This window comes from Bifidobacterium catenulatum DSM 16992 = JCM 1194 = LMG 11043 (assembly GCF_001025195.1).
Lineage (GTDB): Bacteria > Actinomycetota > Actinomycetes > Actinomycetales > Bifidobacteriaceae > Bifidobacterium > Bifidobacterium catenulatum.
The window spans coordinates 904,374-923,474 of the sequence record NZ_AP012325.1 but is presented as its reverse complement, the minus strand read 5'-3'; the positions used below and the strand labels follow the sequence as shown (position 1 = coordinate 923,474).

19 protein-coding genes are annotated in these 19,101 nt (G+C 56.0%); 3 read left to right on the top strand and 16 right to left on the bottom strand.

Going from position 1 to position 19,101, the window contains the following annotated elements; translation table 11 throughout:
• Positions 1-11: 11 nt before the first annotated feature.
• Genes BBCT_RS03860 through aroC form a run of 5 tightly spaced genes read right to left on the bottom strand, consistent with a single transcriptional unit; the run spans position 12 to position 5,281 of the window.
• Positions 12-1,673 carry a CTP synthase gene (locus tag BBCT_RS03860; RefSeq protein WP_003835109.1) on the bottom strand — a complete coding sequence of 554 codons (1,662 nt, stop codon included), beginning with the start codon at positions 1,671-1,673 and terminating at the stop codon, positions 12-14.
• A gap of 14 nt (positions 1,674-1,687) precedes the next feature.
• Positions 1,688-1,933 (bottom strand): hypothetical protein, encoded by a 246-nt coding sequence (locus tag BBCT_RS03855; RefSeq protein WP_003835111.1) that lies wholly within the window; start codon positions 1,931-1,933, stop codon positions 1,688-1,690.
• 50 nt (positions 1,934-1,983) lie between these two features.
• Positions 1,984-2,433, bottom strand: coding sequence for a type II 3-dehydroquinate dehydratase (aroQ, locus tag BBCT_RS03850; protein WP_003835112.1), 450 nt, complete (start codon positions 2,431-2,433; stop codon positions 1,984-1,986).
• Positions 2,434-2,450: 17 nt separating this feature from the next.
• The gene (locus tag BBCT_RS03845) at positions 2,451-4,070 is read right to left on the bottom strand and encodes a bifunctional shikimate kinase/3-dehydroquinate synthase (RefSeq protein WP_033513227.1); all 1,620 of its coding nucleotides are present in this window, start codon (positions 4,068-4,070) and stop codon (positions 2,451-2,453) included.
• Between the two features lie 17 nt (positions 4,071-4,087).
• Entirely contained in the window at positions 4,088-5,281 is a 1,194-nt protein-coding gene (aroC, locus tag BBCT_RS03840) for a chorismate synthase (RefSeq protein ID WP_003835115.1), read from the bottom strand.
• Positions 5,282-5,328: 47 nt separating this feature from the next.
• On the opposite strand from aroC, the gene BBCT_RS03835 reads away from it, so the two are divergent.
• Entirely contained in the window at positions 5,329-5,799 is a 471-nt protein-coding gene (locus BBCT_RS03835) for a prepilin peptidase (RefSeq protein ID WP_003835117.1), read from the top strand.
• Here BBCT_RS03835 and mltG read toward each other — a convergent pair whose 3' ends face one another.
• From mltG to BBCT_RS03805, 6 genes are all read right to left on the bottom strand, one after another.
• On the bottom strand, positions 5,800-6,984 hold the full coding sequence (gene mltG, locus BBCT_RS03830; RefSeq protein ID WP_003835120.1) for an endolytic transglycosylase MltG: 1,185 nt from the start codon (positions 6,982-6,984) through the stop codon (positions 5,800-5,802).
• Positions 6,985-6,998: 14 nt separating this feature from the next.
• On the bottom strand, positions 6,999-7,454 hold the full coding sequence (gene ruvX / locus BBCT_RS03825; RefSeq protein ID WP_003835122.1) for a Holliday junction resolvase RuvX: 456 nt from the start codon (positions 7,452-7,454) through the stop codon (positions 6,999-7,001).
• A gap of 10 nt (positions 7,455-7,464) precedes the next feature.
• A complete protein-coding gene (gene alaS / locus BBCT_RS03820) occupies positions 7,465-10,143 on the bottom strand; it encodes an alanine--tRNA ligase (RefSeq protein WP_003835125.1) in 2,679 nt (892 codons plus the stop codon).
• A gap of 87 nt (positions 10,144-10,230) precedes the next feature.
• Positions 10,231-10,467, bottom strand: coding sequence for a hypothetical protein (locus BBCT_RS03815; RefSeq protein ID WP_003835127.1), 237 nt, complete (start codon positions 10,465-10,467; stop codon positions 10,231-10,233).
• A complete protein-coding gene (locus BBCT_RS03810) occupies positions 10,467-10,856 on the bottom strand; it encodes a DUF948 domain-containing protein (RefSeq protein ID WP_033513220.1) in 390 nt (129 codons plus the stop codon). Before BBCT_RS03810 ends, BBCT_RS03815 begins: the two co-directional genes overlap by 1 nt.
• 88 nt (positions 10,857-10,944) lie before the next feature.
• Complete coding sequence (locus BBCT_RS03805) at positions 10,945-11,619, bottom strand: histidine phosphatase family protein (protein WP_033513218.1); 675 nt, start codon at positions 11,617-11,619, stop codon at positions 10,945-10,947.
• A gap of 53 nt (positions 11,620-11,672) precedes the next feature.
• On the opposite strand from BBCT_RS03805, the gene BBCT_RS03800 reads away from it, so the two are divergent.
• On the top strand, positions 11,673-12,038 hold the full coding sequence (locus BBCT_RS03800; RefSeq protein ID WP_033513225.1) for a phage holin family protein: 366 nt from the start codon (positions 11,673-11,675) through the stop codon (positions 12,036-12,038).
• Between the two features lie 109 nt (positions 12,039-12,147).
• Here BBCT_RS03800 and rpsD read toward each other — a convergent pair whose 3' ends face one another.
• From rpsD to BBCT_RS03775, 5 genes are all read right to left on the bottom strand, one after another.
• Positions 12,148-12,774 carry a 30S ribosomal protein S4 gene (rpsD, locus tag BBCT_RS03795; RefSeq protein ID WP_003835137.1) on the bottom strand — a complete coding sequence of 209 codons (627 nt, stop codon included), beginning with the start codon at positions 12,772-12,774 and terminating at the stop codon, positions 12,148-12,150.
• A gap of 278 nt (positions 12,775-13,052) precedes the next feature.
• Positions 13,053-13,892: an ABC transporter ATP-binding protein gene (locus BBCT_RS03790; protein ID WP_003835141.1), complete on the bottom strand. Its 840-nt coding sequence runs from the start codon at positions 13,890-13,892 to the stop codon at positions 13,053-13,055.
• Positions 13,889-15,103, bottom strand: a complete 1,215-nt coding sequence (locus BBCT_RS03785; protein ID WP_003835144.1) for an ABC transporter permease — start codon at positions 15,101-15,103, stop codon at positions 13,889-13,891. The genes BBCT_RS03790 and BBCT_RS03785 overlap by 4 nt, the downstream gene beginning before the upstream one ends.
• Positions 15,104-15,110: 7 nt before the next feature.
• The gene (locus BBCT_RS03780) at positions 15,111-15,509 is read right to left on the bottom strand and encodes a DUF4418 family protein (protein ID WP_033513212.1); all 399 of its coding nucleotides are present in this window, start codon (positions 15,507-15,509) and stop codon (positions 15,111-15,113) included.
• A gap of 120 nt (positions 15,510-15,629) precedes the next feature.
• Positions 15,630-18,293, bottom strand: a complete 2,664-nt coding sequence (locus BBCT_RS03775) for a UvrD-helicase domain-containing protein (protein ID WP_035136248.1) — start codon at positions 18,291-18,293, stop codon at positions 15,630-15,632.
• 190 nt (positions 18,294-18,483) lie between these two features.
• On the opposite strand from BBCT_RS03775, the gene BBCT_RS03770 reads away from it, so the two are divergent.
• Positions 18,484-19,065 (top strand): xanthine phosphoribosyltransferase, encoded by a 582-nt coding sequence (locus BBCT_RS03770; RefSeq protein WP_003835150.1) that lies wholly within the window; start codon positions 18,484-18,486, stop codon positions 19,063-19,065.
• The last annotated feature ends 36 nt before the right edge of the window (positions 19,066-19,101 follow it).

Genomic DNA, 19,101 nt, shown 5'->3' with positions numbered 1-19,101 from the left:
AATTCGTCGATCTAGCGCTCCTGCTGGTGGTCCAGAGCGGCCTTGACCAGACCTGCGAACAGCGGGTGCGGCTTGGTCGGACGGGACTTGAACTCAGGATGAGCCTGAGTGGATACATAGAACGGGTGCACTTCGCGAGGAAGCTCGACGAACTCGGTGAGTTTGCCGTCCGGGCTCTGGCCGGAAATGCGCAGACCCGCTTCACGCAGACGGTCCTTGTATGCCACGTTCACTTCGTAACGGTGACGATGACGCTCAGTAACATGCGTGGTGCCGTACAGTTCCGCGACGATGGAACCTTCTTCGAGCTCCGCCGGATAGGAGCCAAGACGCATGGTGTGTCCCATGTCACCATTGCCGGCGACGATGTCTTTCTGCTCCTCCATGGTTGCGATGACCGGGGTCGCGCAATCGGGCTCGAACTCGGTGGAGTTCGCGTCTTCCAAGCCGAGGACGTGGCGGGCGTATTCGATGACCATGGACTGCAGGCCGAGGCACAGGCCGAGGGCCGGCAGCTTGTTCTCACGGGCGAACTTCAGGGCACCGATCTTGCCGTCGATGCCACGGATGCCGAAGCCTCCGGGAACGACGATGCCGTCGACCTGGTCGAGTGCGGCGGCCGCACCCTCCTCGGTCTCGCACTTATCGGCGGCGACCCACTTGACGTTCACCTTGGCATAGTTGGCGAAACCACCGGCCTTGATGGCTTCGGTGACGGACAGGTAGGCATCCGGCAGATCGATGTACTTGCCGACGATGGCGATGTTCACCTCATGCTTCGGGTGGTGCACGCGCTCCAGCAGGTCCTCCCACTCGTCCCAATCGACATCGTGGAACGGCAGGCCGAGTTCGCGCACGACATAGGCGTCGAGACCTTCGTCGAACAGGGTCTTCGGCACGTCGTAGATGCTCGGGGCGTCCACACAGTTGACCACGCCTTCAGAATCCACATCGCACATCAGGGAGATCTTGTCCTTGATGGACTGGTTCAGCAGGCGGTCGGAACGCAGCACCAAGGCATCCGGGGAGATGCCGAGCTGACGCAGCATCATGACGGAGTGCTGGGTCGGTTTGGTCTTGAGCTCATGAGCCGCGGCAATATACGGCACCAAGGAGACGTGCACGAACATGCAGTTCTCGGCGCCCAGATCGCGGCGGACCTCACGCGCGGCCTCCAGGAACGGCTGGGATTCGATGTCGCCGACGGTGCCACCGATTTCGGTGATGATCACGTCGACGTCATCGGACGCCTGCGCACGCATGCGGGACTTGATTTCGTTGGTGATGTGCGGGATGACCTGCACGCACTGTCCAAGGTATTCGCCGGCGCGTTCCTTGCGCAACACTTCCTGGTAGATCTGGCCGGTGGTGACGTTCGCCTTTTGGCTCAGATACACGTCAAGGAAACGCTCATAGTGGCCGATGTCGAGATCGGTTTCGGCGCCGTCCTCGGTGACATAGACTTCGCCATGCTGGAACGGATTCATAGTGCCCGGATCAACGTTGATGTACGGATCGAGCTTCTGTTGCAAAACCTTGATGCCACGGCTACGAAGTAGGCGGCCGAGAGAGGAGGCGGTCAGGCCTTTGCCGAGAGAGGAAACAACGCCACCGGTGACGAAAATATGCTTGGTAACGTGCTCTTGAGAATTGCCATGTTGTCTTCTAACCATGGAACTTCAGTTTATCAGCGGTATAAGACGCGGCGTGTTTCTTCAATACGAAAAGGCGTGGCGCTCTGATCAAACTGCGATTCGAGCGCCACACTATCAGAAGCCGCAAGTCCCTTGATGACAGGCGTGCTGTCAGCATCGGGCTTGCAGTAGATGGTGACGCTTCTATCGTTCGGCAGGGTCTCATCATCTTCCTGGTGCACATCAAGACCGGGCGAATCGGTGGTCACAATACATGCCGGATGTCCATCGGAAGGCATCCGGCATGTATTGTGCAGCTTAGGCAATCCCAATCAGAAATCGAAAAACGTTACTTAGCTTCCAACAGATGCGCCACGGCTTCCAACGCCAGCTTATAGCCGTAGAAGCCCATGCCGGTGATGGTGCCGGTCGCAACCGGGGAAATCACGGAACGCTTGCGGAATTCGTCGCGTGCGGACGGATTGGAGATATGGACCTCCATCAGAGGCAGCCCCTCATCAATCACCATGTGCACGGCATCTGCCAGACCATAGGAATAATGGGTGAATGCCGCAGGATTCATCACAATCGGAGTCTTTTCGTCGGCGGCCTGATGCATCCAGCCGATCATTTCAGCTTCATCGTCGCTTTGACGGACTTCCACGTCAAGACCAAGCTCCTCACCCCACTGCGTGCACAGGCTACGCAAGGTTTCAAGATCCTGCTTGCCATACACGTCGGGCTGACGCACGCCAAGGCGTCCGAGGTTCGGTCCATTGACGACTACTACTTTAGTCATGTTCAACTCCCTTGTTATTACTGCTGAATGCGACGGAACGCTTCTTCGACGGCGTCCGCGGGTGGATCCTCAAGATGAATAGGCTTCCCAACACCTTCAAGCACCACGAAACGAAGCTTGTTGCCGCGGGCCTTCTTGTCTCGATGCATCAAAGCGAGCACATCGTCCCACGTACCGTTGTTCCAAGATGTGGGCAAGCCCAGTGATTCCAGCAGCGAACGATGGTAGTCCACAAGATCCTGATCGATGTATCCCAGAAGATGCGACAGTTCGGCCGCATACACGCAGCCGACCGCAACCGCGTTGCCATGACGCCAACGGAAATGCTCAAGCTTTTCGATGGCATGGCCGAGCGTATGCCCATAGTTCAGGAATTCTCGCAGTCCCGCCTCCTTGAGATCGGCAGACACATGGTAGGCCTTCACGCCCACGGTATGTTCGATCAGCTCCGCGACCACATCCTTCAGATCGGAATCCAGAAACGCCGACCCATCGAAGGCACGCAGTTCATCGGCATGATCCTCAAGAATCTGCAGGATCTCCGGATCCATGATGAAACCGGACTTGGCAACCTCGCCCAAACCCTCGATGAAAATGTCGTTCGGCAACGATGTGAGCGACTTCAAGTCGGCGAGCACTCCGGCCGGAGTGTAGAACGAACCGACCAGATTCTTTCCCTGCGGTGTATTAATGCCAGTTTTACCACCGGTCGAAGCATCAACCATGGCAAGCAGCGACGTCGGACAGTTCACATAGCGAATACCACGCATCCATGTGGCTGCCACAAAACCAGCCAAATCGGTTGCCGCTCCACCACCAAGACCGACAATCGCATCGGAACGGGTGAAACCCTCATCGCCCAAGCGCTGCCAAATACCGTTGGCCACCTCGATGGTCTTGCCAGCCTCCGCATCAGGAATGATAATGTCGTACGCATCATAGCCTGCCTGACGAAGCAGCGTGCGCGCACGATCCGAATGACGCTGCACCGGCTGGGTGTGGATAAGCGCCACCTTGACGGGTTTGCTGCCCAAAATCTGTGCAAGCTGTCCCATCACACCCTCGCCGATATGAACATCGTACGGTTCGATGGTAGAACCGGTGACATGTACTATACGTTGATCAATCATTTCCATCAGCTTTCTCGCAGCCGCCTGCGGAGACTGGCCGCGCGTGCCCACATGCACGTTCGCCACGCGTCTGAACACCGGGTCACGTTCCTTATAGAGTTTCTTCCAACGCATATTGGCATCACCGTTGAGCATCGGACGACCTCCACCACGATTCGCGCGTTCCATGGCCTCTTCCGGATCAGCCATCAAATACACGACCTTGCCACCAGACGCAACGTATCTCGCCAATCCCTCTTGGATGGAAGGTGTCATCGGCGCACCCCCGCCCAAGGAAAAGATGCCATCGAAATCCTCAAGCATGTCAAGCACAACGTCGCTTTCCAGTTTACGGAATTCCGACTCGCCGTACTTTTCGAAATACTCGGGAATCCGCATTCCCGCATCATATTCGATCTCATTATCGGCATCGGCAAATGGCAGATTCATCATCTGTGCCACTTCCTTGCCGACACGTGTTTTGCCCGCGCCCATCATGCCGATGATCACGGCGACAGGCCTGCGCATACCAGCCATGAAACGAATCACCTCATATGCTCAGGCCAGGAGGCAATGTACTGCTCGGCATTGCGCTTGGTCTCGGCAACGCAGTCGCCGCCAAACTTCTCAAGCACATACTGCGCGATGGTCAGACGCACCATCGCCTCGGCTACAACCGCGGCCGCCGGAACCGCGGTATTGTCGGAACGTTGGTTGATAGCCTGCGCCGGTTCGCCCGTGGTCACATCAACGGTTCGCAGCGCCTTCGGAATGGATGGAATTGGCTTCATGGCCGCACGCACCACAATCGGCTGGCCGTTCGACATGCCGCCTTCGATGCCACCGGCACGGTTGCTCAGACGGGCGATACGACCATCCTCGCCCACCACCATCTCATCATGGGCCTGGGAACCAGGACGCATGGCTTCAAGGAAGCCGTCACCGATTTCCACACCCTTGATGGCCTGAATGCCCATCACAGCGCTTGCCAAAGCCGCGTCAAGACGGCGATCCGACTCGACATAGGTACCGACGCCCGCAGGAACGCCGTACACCACAACCTCAATCACACCGCCCAACGTGTCGGCGTTCTCTTTCGCCTCATCAATGCGAGCGATCATCTGCTTTTCCGCTTCCTTGTCAAGCGTACGCACCGGAGAGGCATCCAATGCTTCAAGATCCTCCGGCTTAGGAAGCGTAGCTTGCTGCGGATCGGTAATGCCCGCACCGCCGATGGAGAGCACATGCGAAACGGTGCGGATGCCGAATGTTTGCTCCAGGAACTGCTTGGCAACCTCTCCCAGCGCCACACGTGAAGCCGTCTCACGTGCGGAAGAACGTTCCAGCACCGGACGAGCGTCATCAAAACCGTATTTGCGCATGCCGGTCAGGTCAGCATGCCCTGGGCGCGGGCGGGACAGCGGGGCATTGCGACCCTCACGAGCGATCTCATGATCAAGCGGGTCGGCGCTCATCACTTCAGTCCACTTCGGCCACTCGGTGTTGGCGATTTCAATGGCCACCGGAGAGCCGATGGTCTCACCGAAACGCACACCGGTAAGCATACGGACCTTGTCCTGCTCGAACTTCATACGTGCGCCACGGCCATATCCAAGACGACGACGCGCCAACGCGCCAACAATATCCTCCGTAGTAACGTGGACGCCCGCAGGCAGCCCTTCGATCATGGCGACAAGCGCCTCGCCGTGCGACTCACCTGCTGTCTGCCAGCGCAACATGCCGACTCCTTTTCTTCCGAATACAACTAGTGGACTATCTTAACGGTATGTGGTACATGATTTGCCTGCCGAGTCTGCTCTGTGGACTAGCCGTCAGCGTCGAAGACATCCGTTCACGTCGCATCCCACGCACATGGGTCGCCGCAGGATGCGTGGTACAGATTATCGTGAACCTCATATACGCGCTCTACGCCAACACACTATTCTTGGCGTTGCAGGCACTGCTCTTCGCCGCGCTGTCGGCGGCGCTGCAATGCGCTCTTGCTTTGATGAAACCCGGCTCGGTGGGATTTGGCGACGTCACGACCACGTTGCTTATGGGTTTGGCAGTCGGCATGTTCGGCCTGTTCGCCGTAGTGTCTTGGTGGCTTGCTATTGGCGTAGTTGGTTTGTGCTGGATTACCCTATGGACACGTTTTGATCCGCAAAAGCATACTTCTTACGCCGGCCGAACGCCATTCGCCCCGGCGATTGTGACGACCGGGGCGATAGGCATTGCGGTTGGCGTTATGTTCTGATTAGTTCGCGTTTTCGTTGTTGTTCTTATACTCGTCGCGAATCTTCCAGAACTCGTCTTCCGTTTCGACGAATTTTGTTTCGCCGGTTTGCAGATTGGTGGTGACGAAATACATCCATTTGCCTTCCGGAGGATTGATGGATGCCTTGATGGCGTCATCTCCCGGATTGCTGATTGGCGTCGGCGTCAGCCCCTTGTGAATGCGGGTATTGTACGGATTGCTGTCATCGTTCAGCTGGTCATCGGTAAGCCGGCTTGCGGAAATACCTAGACCGTAGGCGACAGTCGTGTCCATACCGAGCGCCATGTCGCTGTCAATACGGTTGAGAATGACCCTTGCGACCTGCCCATAGTATTTGTCACTGCCCACTTCAGATTCAGCAATGGACGCGATGATCAAAATACGTTCACGTTCGCTGCCGGTCGGCACGCCCAGATCATCCAACTTGGCGATGCGCGCATCGACCATGCTTTTGATAATATCCTCAGCAGACTTGTTCTGCGCATTGTAGGCGCCAGGCTCAAGCCAACCTTCGAATTTGCCACCGGCTTCTTCAGGGAGGATTCCCGATCCCCCACCATCTATGATGGCTTGGAATTCCGAAACGTCTATGCCCGATGCCTGCGCCGCATTTGCGATGATATCAGACACACGCTCACCGGCCCTGATTTCGGCGAAGCCTCCAGCCTGGCTTTGGTCAGACAAAATCTTGACCACGTCGGACGCCTTCATATGCGTCTTCAAAGCATACGATCCCGGATACAACGTGGCCGCTGCCCCACTTACCGCGGAAGTAAACGCGGCAGCGGACTTGACAATCTTCGCTTTAACAAGGTTCTCAGCGATTTCGGCGGCGCCCTGACCGGATTCTACGGTAAAGGTCACTTCCTTATCGCCTGGTCCCGTGTAATCCTCGATCTGGCTCTGCGAGTTCGCTTCGTTCGCGGCCTTCCAACGCTTCAACGCACGTACTCCGGAGAATCCGCCGACACCGATCAGAATGACTACCACAAGTGCGGCAATAATCGTGATGTACAGACGACGACGCTTTTGTTCTCTGCGACGACGCATGTCTCTACGCGATTTCGGCGGCTGCGGCGGCATTGCCGAGTTGAAGGATGTGTCATCCGACGAATCCACCCATTGCGCGTTATCGGAGAAAAAATCATTGAGATTATCGGTCACAGGTCTTTCTCCTCTTATCTCTTTCTTCTGTCGATTGCTGTCTGCAGTATCACCACCGCCGACTGCTGATCGACCATCGGACGATGCTCATGTCCACCGATTTGCGCATCGAACAGCTGATGATGCGCAGTCACCGTGGTCAGTCGCTCGTCAACCAATTCGATGGTTGGGACTTGCGTCAACGAGTATTCGTCATCCTCCACCGCGGCACGCAGTCTTCTCTCAAGATTAACAGTCCACCGCCGTGCCTTCTTCGCGCTTTTGCCTTCTTCTCCGCTTAACAACAACGGCAACCCGACTATCACATGATCGACTAATTCGTCTTCGATGACGTCGACGACCTCATCCAATGCGCGAAATGAATCCCCGTAGACTTGGATGTTGCCCGCGGGGTATGCGAGGGTGATGCCGGGGTCAGACAATGCGAGTCCGACTCTGGCATCACCCAAATCAATGCCAAGCCAAACCATGTTTGGTGGTTCAGCCCTTCATGGCCTGATGGACCAACGCCTCGAGAGCCTCGTCAATCTTGGTGGCGTCCACGCCGCCACCCTGAGCGAAGTCCGGCTTGCCGCCGCCACCGCCGCCGAGGATCTTGGATGCGCCTCGAACGAGATCTCCCGCCTTGATACCCTGCTTGCGTGCGGCTTCATTGGTGGCCACGGCAACCATGGGCTTGCCTTCCTCATTCACGCCAGAAAGGGCCACCACGACCGGATTTTCCTCACCGAGCTGGCCACGGACGTCAAGTACGGTCTTGCGCAGTGCGTCGAAGGAACCGAAATGTTCGACGTTCTTCGCAGCCACCTTGACCGGAGCTTGAGAAGCCTTGGTCTCAGCAACCAGAACCGGAACGGAAGCTGAAAGCTGGGATTCATACATAGCCGCAAGACGGCGATCGGATTCCTTGAGCTTGGCAAGCAACGCGTTCACGCGATCGGCCAGCTCATCCGGACGGGCATTGACCATGTCGGAAAGCTGGGACACCAACGCATGCTCGCGAGCGTTGAACTCGTAAGCGCTTTCGCCCACGACCGCATCGACACGGCGCACTCCGGAGCCAATGGAAGCTTCGGACATGATGTTGATCGCGCCGATCTTACCTACATGATCGATGTGGGTACCGCCGCAAAGCTCACGGCTCCAGCCGTCTTCACCAATGGAAACCACACGCACGACGTCGCCGTACTTCTCTCCAAACAGGTGCATGGCACCCAGGGCGATGGCATCATCGAACTTCATTTCCTGAGTGGTGACGGCGAGGTTTTCGCGCAGCTTCTCGTTGACACGGGCTTCCACGGAGTTCATCGCATCCTTGCTCGGAGCGCTGGACCACTGGAAGTCGAAACGCAGACGGTTCGGTGCATCTTCGGAACCGCGCTGGGTGGCCTGAGGACCAAGCTCCTCGCGCAGCGCCTTGTGCACCATGTGGGTAGCGGTGTGCGCGCGAGCGATGGCACCACGGCGATCAAGATCGATGTTGGCGTTGACCTCGGCACCGACAACCAGCGTGCCTTCGGTCAGACGGCACTGGTGCACGATGAGATCCTTGATCGGCTTCTGCACATCGTCGACCTCAAGCACGGCGCCATCGTCGGAGAGAATCTCACCTTGATCGGCGAGCTGACCACCGGCCTGCGCGTAGAACGGGGTACGGTCGAGAATGACTTCGATATTGGCCGGACCGGTGACTGCGGGAACGGAGCCCTTGCCTTCCTGCATGATGCCCAGCACCTTGGCACGCGCGGACATGTCGGTGTAACCAAGGAAGTCGATGGGCTGAACCAGCGTCTTCTTGAAATCGTCGTAGACGGAAAGATCCACGTTGTGGCGCTTCTTAAGTGCATCGGCACGTGCGCGGCTCTTCTGTTCGGCCATAAGCTCACGGAACTTGGCCTCATCTACCTTGACGCCCTGATCTGCGGCCATTTCGAGGGTAATCTCGATTGGGAAGCCATAGGTGTCGTGCAGCTTGAACGCATCTTCGCCGGAAACGGCGTCGGATCCGGATTCCTTGGCCTTTGCCACAGCGAGATCAAAGATTTCGGTACCGGATTCCAACGTGCGGCGGAACGCATCTTCCTCGCCGTAGGCTGCCTCGGACACATCATGGAAAGTGTTATTGAGTTCCGGATAGCTCGGCTCCATAGCCGCTTTGGAAGTCGGCAGCAGGGTCGGCATGACCGGACCGGTCACACCAAGTTCGCGCATGGCCTTGACGGTACGACGCAGCAGTCGGCGCAGCACATAGCCACGACCGTTGTTGGATGGGCGCACACCGTCAGACATGATCATCAAGGCGGAGCGCACATGGTCGGCCACAATGCGGAAGCGCACGTCCATGGCTTCGTCATCGCCATACGTACGGCCAGACAGCTTCTGAGCTGCTTCGATGACCGGGAAAACCTCGTCGGTCTCATAAATGTTCTGCTTGCCTTGCATCAGATAGGCAAGGCGTTCCAGACCAGCGCCGGTGTCGATGTTCTTGTTCTCAAGTTCGCCCACGATGTGCAGGTCGGTCTTGGACTTGACATTATCGACCTCGTAGTTTTCGAACACGAGATCCCAAATTTCAATGTAGCGGTTCTCGTCGGCGATCGGGCCGCCTTCCACGCCATATTCCGGTCCACGGTCCACGTAGATTTCGGAGCACGGGCCGCCAGGGCCAGGACCACCGGTCGTCCAGAAGTTGTCTTCCATGCCCATGATCTGGATGTGTTCGGGGTCAACACCCTCGTTCTTCCACATCGAACGGGCTTCCTCATCGTCGGTGAAGGTGGTCATCCACAGTTTCTCCGGATCGAAGCCGTAGCCGCCCTTGTCTTGCGGGGTGGTCAGCAGCTCATACGCATAATGGATGGCTTCTTCTTTGAAGTAATCACCAAAGGAGAAATTGCCCAGCATCTGGAAAAAAGTACCGTGACGGGTGGTTTTGCCGACCTCGTCGATATCCAAAGTACGCACGCACTTCTGATTGGATGCCATGCGGCTCTTCGGCGGAGTCTGCTCGCCCATGAGGTAAGGAATGAACGGGACCATGCCTGCGATAGTGAACAGGGTGGTCGGGTTCGGAGAGATCAGCGATGCCGAAGGCACGATAAGATGGCCGTGCTTTTCGAAATAATCAAGATAGCGCTTCGCGATTTCAGAAGTGCGCATTTGAGATTGAGCTCCTTTTTTGTTGGCAGGCCTAATGCCTTCCAAAGAATTCGTAATTGTTGTCTGAACTTGTGTCACGCTGAAGAATCAGCTGATTTTGCTCGCATATTTGGTATTAAGTTCAGCTTCGCGGGCTCGGCGTGCTTTGTCGAACTCATTGAACAGGCCTTCAAGGGTACGTACGGCCACATGATCTTGGTCTGGTCCAAGCAGGAACTGCCTGGCCGCGTCAGGAGTGTTGGCCTTGACGTATGCCTGTGCCTTGGTCACGGCCACAGCACCGATGCCCACACCGATGGAAATCCAGAAGAGACGCTTGAACATCACTCCCCCTTGTTGCTTGCTGCGCTGTTGACATTCTTCTTGTTCATGAAGGACTGCGCAGTGGTTTTCAGGGCATATGCCGCGGAAGCGACCTTGATGACCGGCTTGCCGAGGAACGATCCATACAGATCGGTCAGCGCACCGACATTATTGGCCGTGGTGGAAGCCGCTGCAGAGATCTTGTTGACGTCTTCCAACGATTTGTTGACCTGCTGGACGGTGATCACACTTTCGTCAAGCGCGGGAATCGCATGATCCCCCGTATCTTTGACGGTTTCGGCGATCTGGTCGAACAGCTTACCGAGACGAATCAACGGGTAGATCATGAAACCAGCAAGAATCGCAAAAGCGATTGCTGCAATCAGACCGGCTATTTCTCCAACACCCATCTTGAACCTCTTTTCAGTCCCACGGTTGCCCGCGAACACAATACCCGCATAACAGTAGTAAAAAGCCCCGACCTAGAGCAAGCTATGTTCACTGGTTGTATGAAATGACGCTTACCGCCTCTTCGATGGGTTTCGTCGTATCGAAGTCAAGAACGGTCACAGACCCATTGGCCGGACGTTCACTCAAATCGTATCCTTCCGGAGCAAAACGGTGCATAAGGCTCAGCAGCGTGTTGCCGTGGGAAATCTGCAGCACATCATCGCCATCTTTCAGCATGGGATTGGACGCGATCAAAGCAAAACCGGCCTCGACCCTCACCCAATACTCGGCATCGGATTCGGCGTCGTGGAACGGATCGGCCTCTTTGAGGAAGTCACGCGTCGCACCAAGGCCGTACTTTTCAACGATGTCATTGTAGTTCTTCGCACCGTGGGGGCCTCCAGCGGCGGTCCATGCCACACCCATATCCTGGCCTTCGAAATAGCCGTAGAACTGTTCACGGAAATGCATGTCGCTCATCAATTGAGGGCGAACATGCCCGGACGCCTCGTTCGCATCGAGAATACGCTGGGCGGTCATCTGCGCACGCGTGGTGTCGGAGCAATATGCCGCGGCAAAATCGAAATCCTTCAATTTGTTTGCGGCTTTGTCTGCGTCGGCGATGCCGGATTCCGTCAATGGAGAATTCGACCAGCCCTGCAATCTGTTATATCGGTTGAAAAACGTCTGCCCGTGTCGGACGAGATGAAGATGAAGCAACATGGGTTCCATGCTACCCTCACGGTTTGAGCAAATTCATGCTATACGATGTTGTTATGGGTCATTTTATTTCTCGTTGGCTAATTCTTACCGTCGCGGCGGGCGTTATGGTCGCGTTTCTCCCCGGCATGCATGCCATCGGAGAGCCTCCTGTGCTTGGCGTTGCTGCGTTCGCGTTGTTCATGGCGCTGATCAACGCTTCCATCAAGCCGATCATCCACATCATCGCATTGCCGTTGTCGATTATTTCGTTCGGATTGGTCGCATTGGTGATTAACTGGCTGTTCATGCAGCTCGCATCATGGTTGGCGCTGTCGTTTTTCTCTGTGGGCGTCACTATTGACGGATTCGTATGGTCTGTGCTCGGCTCTCTTGTCATGACGATTGTCAGTGGCATTGTAGGAGGCATCATAGGTGACTAGATGTTAACAGTTCGTTCACTAGATAGCGAAGAGCCTCGCAACCGTTGGGATTGCGAGGCTCTTGCTGTATGTCCTTATACTGTAGGTTCTTACAGTATGTAGATCCAGATCAGCGGGCGTAGAATTCGACCACGTACTGGATGTTGACCTGCACCGGGATCTCCTCGGCTTCAGGCTTGCGAGTCAGGGTGGCCTTCAAAGAAGGCAGGTTGACATCCAAGTAGCCCGGGACTGCCGGCAGCACATCGCGGTGCACGCCTTCGGCAGCGGCCTGGAACGGAACCATGGTCTGGCTCTTGGCCTTGACCTGAATGGTCTGGCCAGGCTTGACACGGTAAGACGGGCGGTCGACGACGTTGCCGTCAACGAGGATGTGGCGGTGGACCACGAACTGACGGGCCTGGGCGGTGGTGCGGGCGAAGCCTGCACGCAGAACCAGAGCGTCAAGACGGGTCTCAAGGTCGGTCAGCATGGCGTTACCGGTCTGACCGGCGGTGTGGGTACCCTTCTCGTAAGCGGCGCGAAGCTGCTTCTCGGAGATGCCATACTGAGCGCGAAGACGCTGCTTTTCGCGCAGACGCACTGCGTAATCGGACTCAGTGCGACGGCGGGTGCGGCCGTGCTCGCCCGGAGCATACGGACGCTTTTCGAAAATGCGCTGAGCCTTAGGGGTCAGTGCGATGCCGAGGGCGCGGGAAAGACGCACCTGGCGGCGAGAACGCTGAACGTTCGTCATTGGTTTAATCCTTTGTTTGTTCTGTCGTTGTCTGAACGGAACGCAAACCGGTTTCCCGACATGCGCTGAGCCAGCCTCTCCAGTGCTTCTTCGTGCAGAACACGAACGGCTTGAACACGTGCCGTAGTACAGCTCGTATCGGCCGCCGACCCACTGATGGGCTAAGACTCCAGACGGCATGTCCCTTGCGGGCGCACACCAATCATTAATAATACACATGAGGGCGGGACGAGCTTGCCGTTCCGCCCTCTTCGGCATGTCACGTCGCCATTTCGACGCTATGCCTCAGACAGTACGCCCCTGTCCATGCGGTAAGTTCGATCCACATATGCGAGCGCATCCGGATCATGGGTGACCATGAGTACGGCCGTGCCGTCTTTGGTGGCTTCCTGCAGTAGCCTCATAACGATGGCGGTGCTTTCGGCATCCAAATCGCCGGTGGGCTCATCGGCAATCAGTAGTTTCGGACCGTTCATCAAAGCTCGCGCTATGCTGACACGTCTCATCTCACCACCGGAAAGTTCTTTCGGATAGCATTCCGCCAAGTCATCGACCTGCAGTCGGCGCAACAACGAGTGCGCACGTTCCACGGCATGATCCTGAACGAGATTGTTTTGCGCTTTTACCGCCGGAACCGCCGCAATGACATCCGGAAGTCCGTTATCGACCGTCTGTTCGGAAGGCGAATCAGAAGCGTTCTCTTCCGTCGCTTTCAAATCGTGCGAATCCGCAAGTACCTGGGTATCGCACTGCTCTGTTTTGCCGTTCTGCAGAACGGAAGGAAGAATCACATTGTCAAGCGCCGTAAGATTCTGCAACAACGTCTGGCTTTGTGTGATGAAACCGATGGTGCGATTGCGCACGATCGACATTTGCCTGTCATTCAGCCGCGTCACGTCGTTACCGTCCAAATCGATGGATCCGGACGTGGGTTTGAGCAGACCGGTTATAAGATTCAGCAACGTGCTTTTACCATTGCCGGAACGTCCAACGATCGCCACGAACTCGCCTTGATTCAAGGTGAAATCGACATGATCCACAGCCGCGAACGATTTGCCACGACGTGTGAACTCGCGAGTGAGCTCTTTTACTTCGAGAACCGTGTTTTCCGCCATCATTCACCTTCTCTCAAAGTCAGATAGGTTTCGGGAGCGGAGAGTTTCACCGCCGTCGCCACGGAGGCAAGTAGTCCGGTAAGCACTGCGAGCACGAAACTCACTGCGATCAATGCCAACACATTCCATATGTTGGCTTGCAGATACGGCAACTGCAGCTGCTGTCCGATAAGCGTACTGAACGGGAAAATCGCAAGAGATGCGACCGCAATGCCAACAACTCCGCCCGAAGCTCCAATCATGGCTGATTCCTTCACGATGATGCCAACCAAAGTGGAACGATTGGCCCCAAGAATACGATACGCGGCGAATTCACGCTTACGTTCGTTCATGGCGGACGAAAACACCGCAAGCAGCACGATCAGGCCCATAATCCAGAACACCGCGACGAAAATGGTCACGTAGCGAATAATCACGTTCAGATTGGATTTCGTGGTAGCCGTAATACCGCCTGGATACACGTATCCAAGGCTTTTGATTCCGGTCGTTTTGGTGATGTTCGCAGCGACCTGCTGAGCGGAATAACCATCTTTGACCTTGATGAGCACTGCTGAAACGGCTTTGTCGGCATATTCTTCCGGAATGGCGGCATGACCCACCTTGGCGGAATAGCCGACCACGTCGGGAACGGTCTGCATGTTCACGAATACAGAATTGTCGAGTGACGTACCCGTGTTGGCAAGTTGCGCCGCCACCGGGAATTCATGTCCGTACAGTTTGACCGTGTTATTGCCCGACACGTTGATGCTGGCTCCGGCAACAATCTGACCGCGCTGGAGCGTGCCGTCGAACTGCGATGCGATCCAAGGGGTGATTACGAAGTCGGTATCGGGATTGAATCCGATGATCTGCACTTTTTCGTCGCAGCATGCGGCGGCCAGCGATGAGATATATGCTTGTTCCGTGATTTCGTCGATGCCGTCGGCTTTCGCTACTTCACCGGTGATGTCGTTGGTGAAGTAGAACGTGCTTGCTGATCCATTGGTCAGCAACGCCTCGGCCTCGTTTTTGGTGTTTTGCGGCGTGACCATAAGATCGGCGCCCATACGTTCCTGCATGCTGTTCAAGCCAGCTTCAAGATTCATGGACAGCAGCGAGCCTCCATAAAAGGCCATAGTAAGCATAGTGACGACGATGGTAAGCGCTGCAGTACGAAACGGTTTGCGCTTGAGGTTGACCAGCGGCAAACCGGCGAGGGTGATGTGATTCGCCATCGTAAGATCAGGCGTGCTTTGCCGGCTTGAGATCAAGATACGCAGCGATTGACGCGAGCACGGCCAGCAGCACGCCAAGCACGACCAGCGTCGGCAAGGTGACCATATGGCAGTGCATCATGGCACCCTTGCACACGCCGATAAGCACGGTTGGCACAGTGATGGTCAGCACGCCAAGCACGGCATTGGCAATGTCAAGACCGGCACGGGTCTGATTGGAAACGAACAGCCCTGCGACGCCAAGCACCGCAATCACAATGCCGATGCCGAGCGCAGCCTGAGCCGTGTAATGGCATGCCATCGGCGTTTCTTTGACCGCGCACACGTGAGCGAAGGTCTGCGGTGCGATGGCCACCAAAGCGCCAAGCAGAATCTGCGAAATACCGGCATACAGTTTCTTATTCATGATTTTCCTCTCAAAAAGACAAGCATCACCGATTATTGCAAGGTCCTTTTGAAAAAGATAGTCTTGTTTTTTCTTCAACTTCGTGCTATAGAGAAAGGCTTCATATGCTTTCCAGCTTCATCACAGCATTTCGATGGGTGCCATACGCAGCAGCAGACGTTTGACCTCACCATTGCCGAAATCAACGGTAATGACCGAATTCGCGCCTTTGTCCTGTATTTCGATGACCGTGCCCATGCCGAAATGGTCATGCGTGAGCCTGTCTCCGACATGCACGTCCGAGATGCTCAAGCCGCTCCGATTGTCGGTTTGGCTTGCCTGCGAGGATTTGGTCAGGTCCACAGGTTTGCTTTTCGGCTTGACTCGTCTAGTAGTGACCTTGCCGGATTTTCCGCTGGACTTGCCGGAGCCGTACGAACCGTATAAAGAACCATATGAGGAGCTCGATCCCGCTCCTACATACGAACGTTGCGAGCTGGAGCCGTACAAGGATGATGCGCCGCGCGCGGACGAACCACCGTATTGCGCGCGACCCGACCCATACGAGGACGACCCGTACGAGGACCGCGATCCATACGTACCGGAACCATATGAGGAACCACCATAACTCGACTTTCCATATGAGGAGCCACCGAACGGCACTGATCCGAAATCGTCGTCATCATCCCAGCCGCCGAACTCGTCGTCATCATTCCGCCAGCTGGCACGCATGCGTTCGACTCCGGCCTCACGTCTTTTCCAATCGATCAGCTCGTCGGGAATCTCGTCAAGGAACTGGCTGTGCATCATATCGTTGGCTTGCCCCCATTGCGCGCGCACGGCCGCACGCGTCACATACAGGCGACGCTTCGCGCGGGTGATGCCCACATAGGCAAGGCGACGCTCCTCGGCAAGCTCACTGGTATCCTCCATGGCCCGCTGGTGCGGGAATGTTCCCTGCTCCATGCCGGTCAGGAATACGTATGGATATTCCAGACCCTTAGCCGTATGCAGGGTCATCATCGTTACTTTGCCGGAGTCCTCGTTCTCCCCCGGCAACTGGTCGGAATCGGCCACCAAAGCCGTGGTTTCCAAGAATCCCGCCAATGTGGCATCAGGCGTGTTCTGCTCGAATTCCGCAGCCACCGACTGCAGTTGGGAAAGATTGTCGACGCGGGAAGCGTCCTGCGGGTCCTCGGAGCGCTGCAACTCCTCCAAAATCCCACTCTTGGAGAGCACTTCGGCAACCACTTCGGATGGTTTCGTATCATGGTCCTTCGCGAAATCCGCAAGCCCATGCATCATGTCGCGGAATACGCCCAACGGCTTCGTCGTACGCGCGGACATGCCTTCAATCTGCTCCATATGTTCAATCGCACCAAAAAACGTAGTGTCGTGAGCATCCGCATACGAGGCAATGAGGCCTTCGGCACGAACGCCCAATCCACGCTTCGGCACGTTGAGGATGCGGCGGACGTTCACATTGTCCGCGGGATTCACGATGGCCTGCAGATATGCGAGCGCATCCTTGATTTCCTTGCGCTCGTAGAATTTGGTGCCACCGACCAGCTGATATGGAAGATTGGCGTTGATCATGGCCTCTTCAAGCGAACGTGATTGCGCGTTGGCACGGTACATGATGGCGATGTCGCGGTATGCGATGCCTTCCTCTTCGTGGATTCGCGCGATTTCGTTGGCTATCCACCCTGCTTCCTGTTGTGCGTTGTCGGCCGCGTATCCGACGATTTTGTCGCCTTCGCCAAGTGCTGTCCACAATTTTTTCGGCTTGCGATTTTCATTTCTTGCAATCACCGCATTGGCTGCGTCGAGAATGGTCTGCGTCGAACGATAATTCTGCTCGAGCATGATGGTTTTCGCATTAGGGAAATCCTGCTCAAAATCCTGAATGTTACGAATATCCGCGCCTCGGAACGCATAAATCGACTGGTCGGAATCACCTACCACCGTAATCCAAGACGGTCCGACACGGCCCGCTCCTCGCATCTGCGGATCGGGCTGTTCTCCTGAATCAATGCCGGAAAGCTCACGTACGAGCACATATTGCGCATGATTGGTGTCCTGATACTCGTCCACGAAAACATAACGGAACTTGTGCCGGTAGTATTCGCTCACCTGTGGGCAACGCTGGAACAATTCGACGGTGCGCATGATCAGGTCGTCAAAATCCACGGCGTTCGCCATGGCCAGACGGTGCTGGTACTCCGCATACACCACGGCGACCAGCTCATCGACGTCGCCGGCTGAAACCTGATATCCGCGCTGGCCTGGCTTGTAGTCGCAGTTCACGCTTTTCAACTGGTCCTGCCATGAAGTCAATGAATTCTTGCAGTCGGAGATTTTGCCGAGCAGCATGCGCGGCGTATACCGCTTCGTATCGATGTTCAAATCGCCGCTGATGAGCTTGACCAAACGTTCGCAATCAGCCGTGTCATAAATGGAGAATCCTGAGGTAAGGCCGATTTCCTTGCCGTCTCGTCGGAGGATACGCACGCACGCGGAATGGAAGGTGGAGATCCACATATGTTCGGCTTCAGGCCCTACGAGGGCAGCAAGACGTTCACGCATTTCCGCTGCGGCCTTGTTCGTGAAGGTGATGGCGAGAATGCTGCTCGCCCAAAAACCGTGTGCCAGCAGCCATGCGATGCGTCTGGTGAGCACGCGGGTCTTACCGGATCCGGCGCCTGCTCCGATAAGCAGGGCCTGACCGTAGTACTTCACCGCTTCCATCTGTTGCGGATTGAGGTCCTTGATCAGACTTTGCGGATCGCACAGACTTGGCCCCATATTCTGCTCCACCGGTTCCTCTTTCCATGAAGATTCGAAGTCGATTACTGCGAAATTCATGTCTATCACACATGCAGGTCAGCGCAACACTCGCATGGTCAATTGACACGCGTATGCTGAACGTTTATATGCGGTTCACCGTATGTCAACATCAACGCCGCCTTATGCGGCCAATAATCTAAGGGGATTCATGAAGGAGCTCGAAGAGCGCATTCGCCTGCAGGGTACCGTCAAGCCGGGTAATGTGCTGAAAGTGGACGCTTTCCTCAACCACCAGTGCGATGTCGAATTGTTCGACCGCATGGGTGCCGCTTGGGCGGAGCACTTTGCCGATAAGACCATCAATAAGATCCTGACCATTGAAGCTTCCGGCATTGGTATCGCCTGTGTTGCCGCGCGTCATTTCGACAATGCACCTGTGGTGTTCGCCAAGAAGGCGCAGTCCATCAATCTCGATGGCGACCAGTACACCACCACCGTCTACTCCTTCACCAAGCAGAAGGAATTCCCCGTGATCGTGTCCAAGAGGTATCTCAACGAAGGCGACCATGTGCTGTTGCTTGATGACTTCCTGGCCAACGGCAAGGCGCTGAAGGGCCTGATTAATCTGTGCCATGATGCCGGAGCGACGGTCGAGGGCATCGGCATCGCGGTGGAGAAGGGTTTCCAAGGTGGCGGCGATGAATTGCGTGCAGCGGGATACGACGTTGATTCCCTGGCAATCGTGGAGTCGATGGATCCGGAAACCGGTGCCATCGAGTTCCGCTCCTGATCGTCGTATCTTAGGGCACGCATCAGAAACCATTAC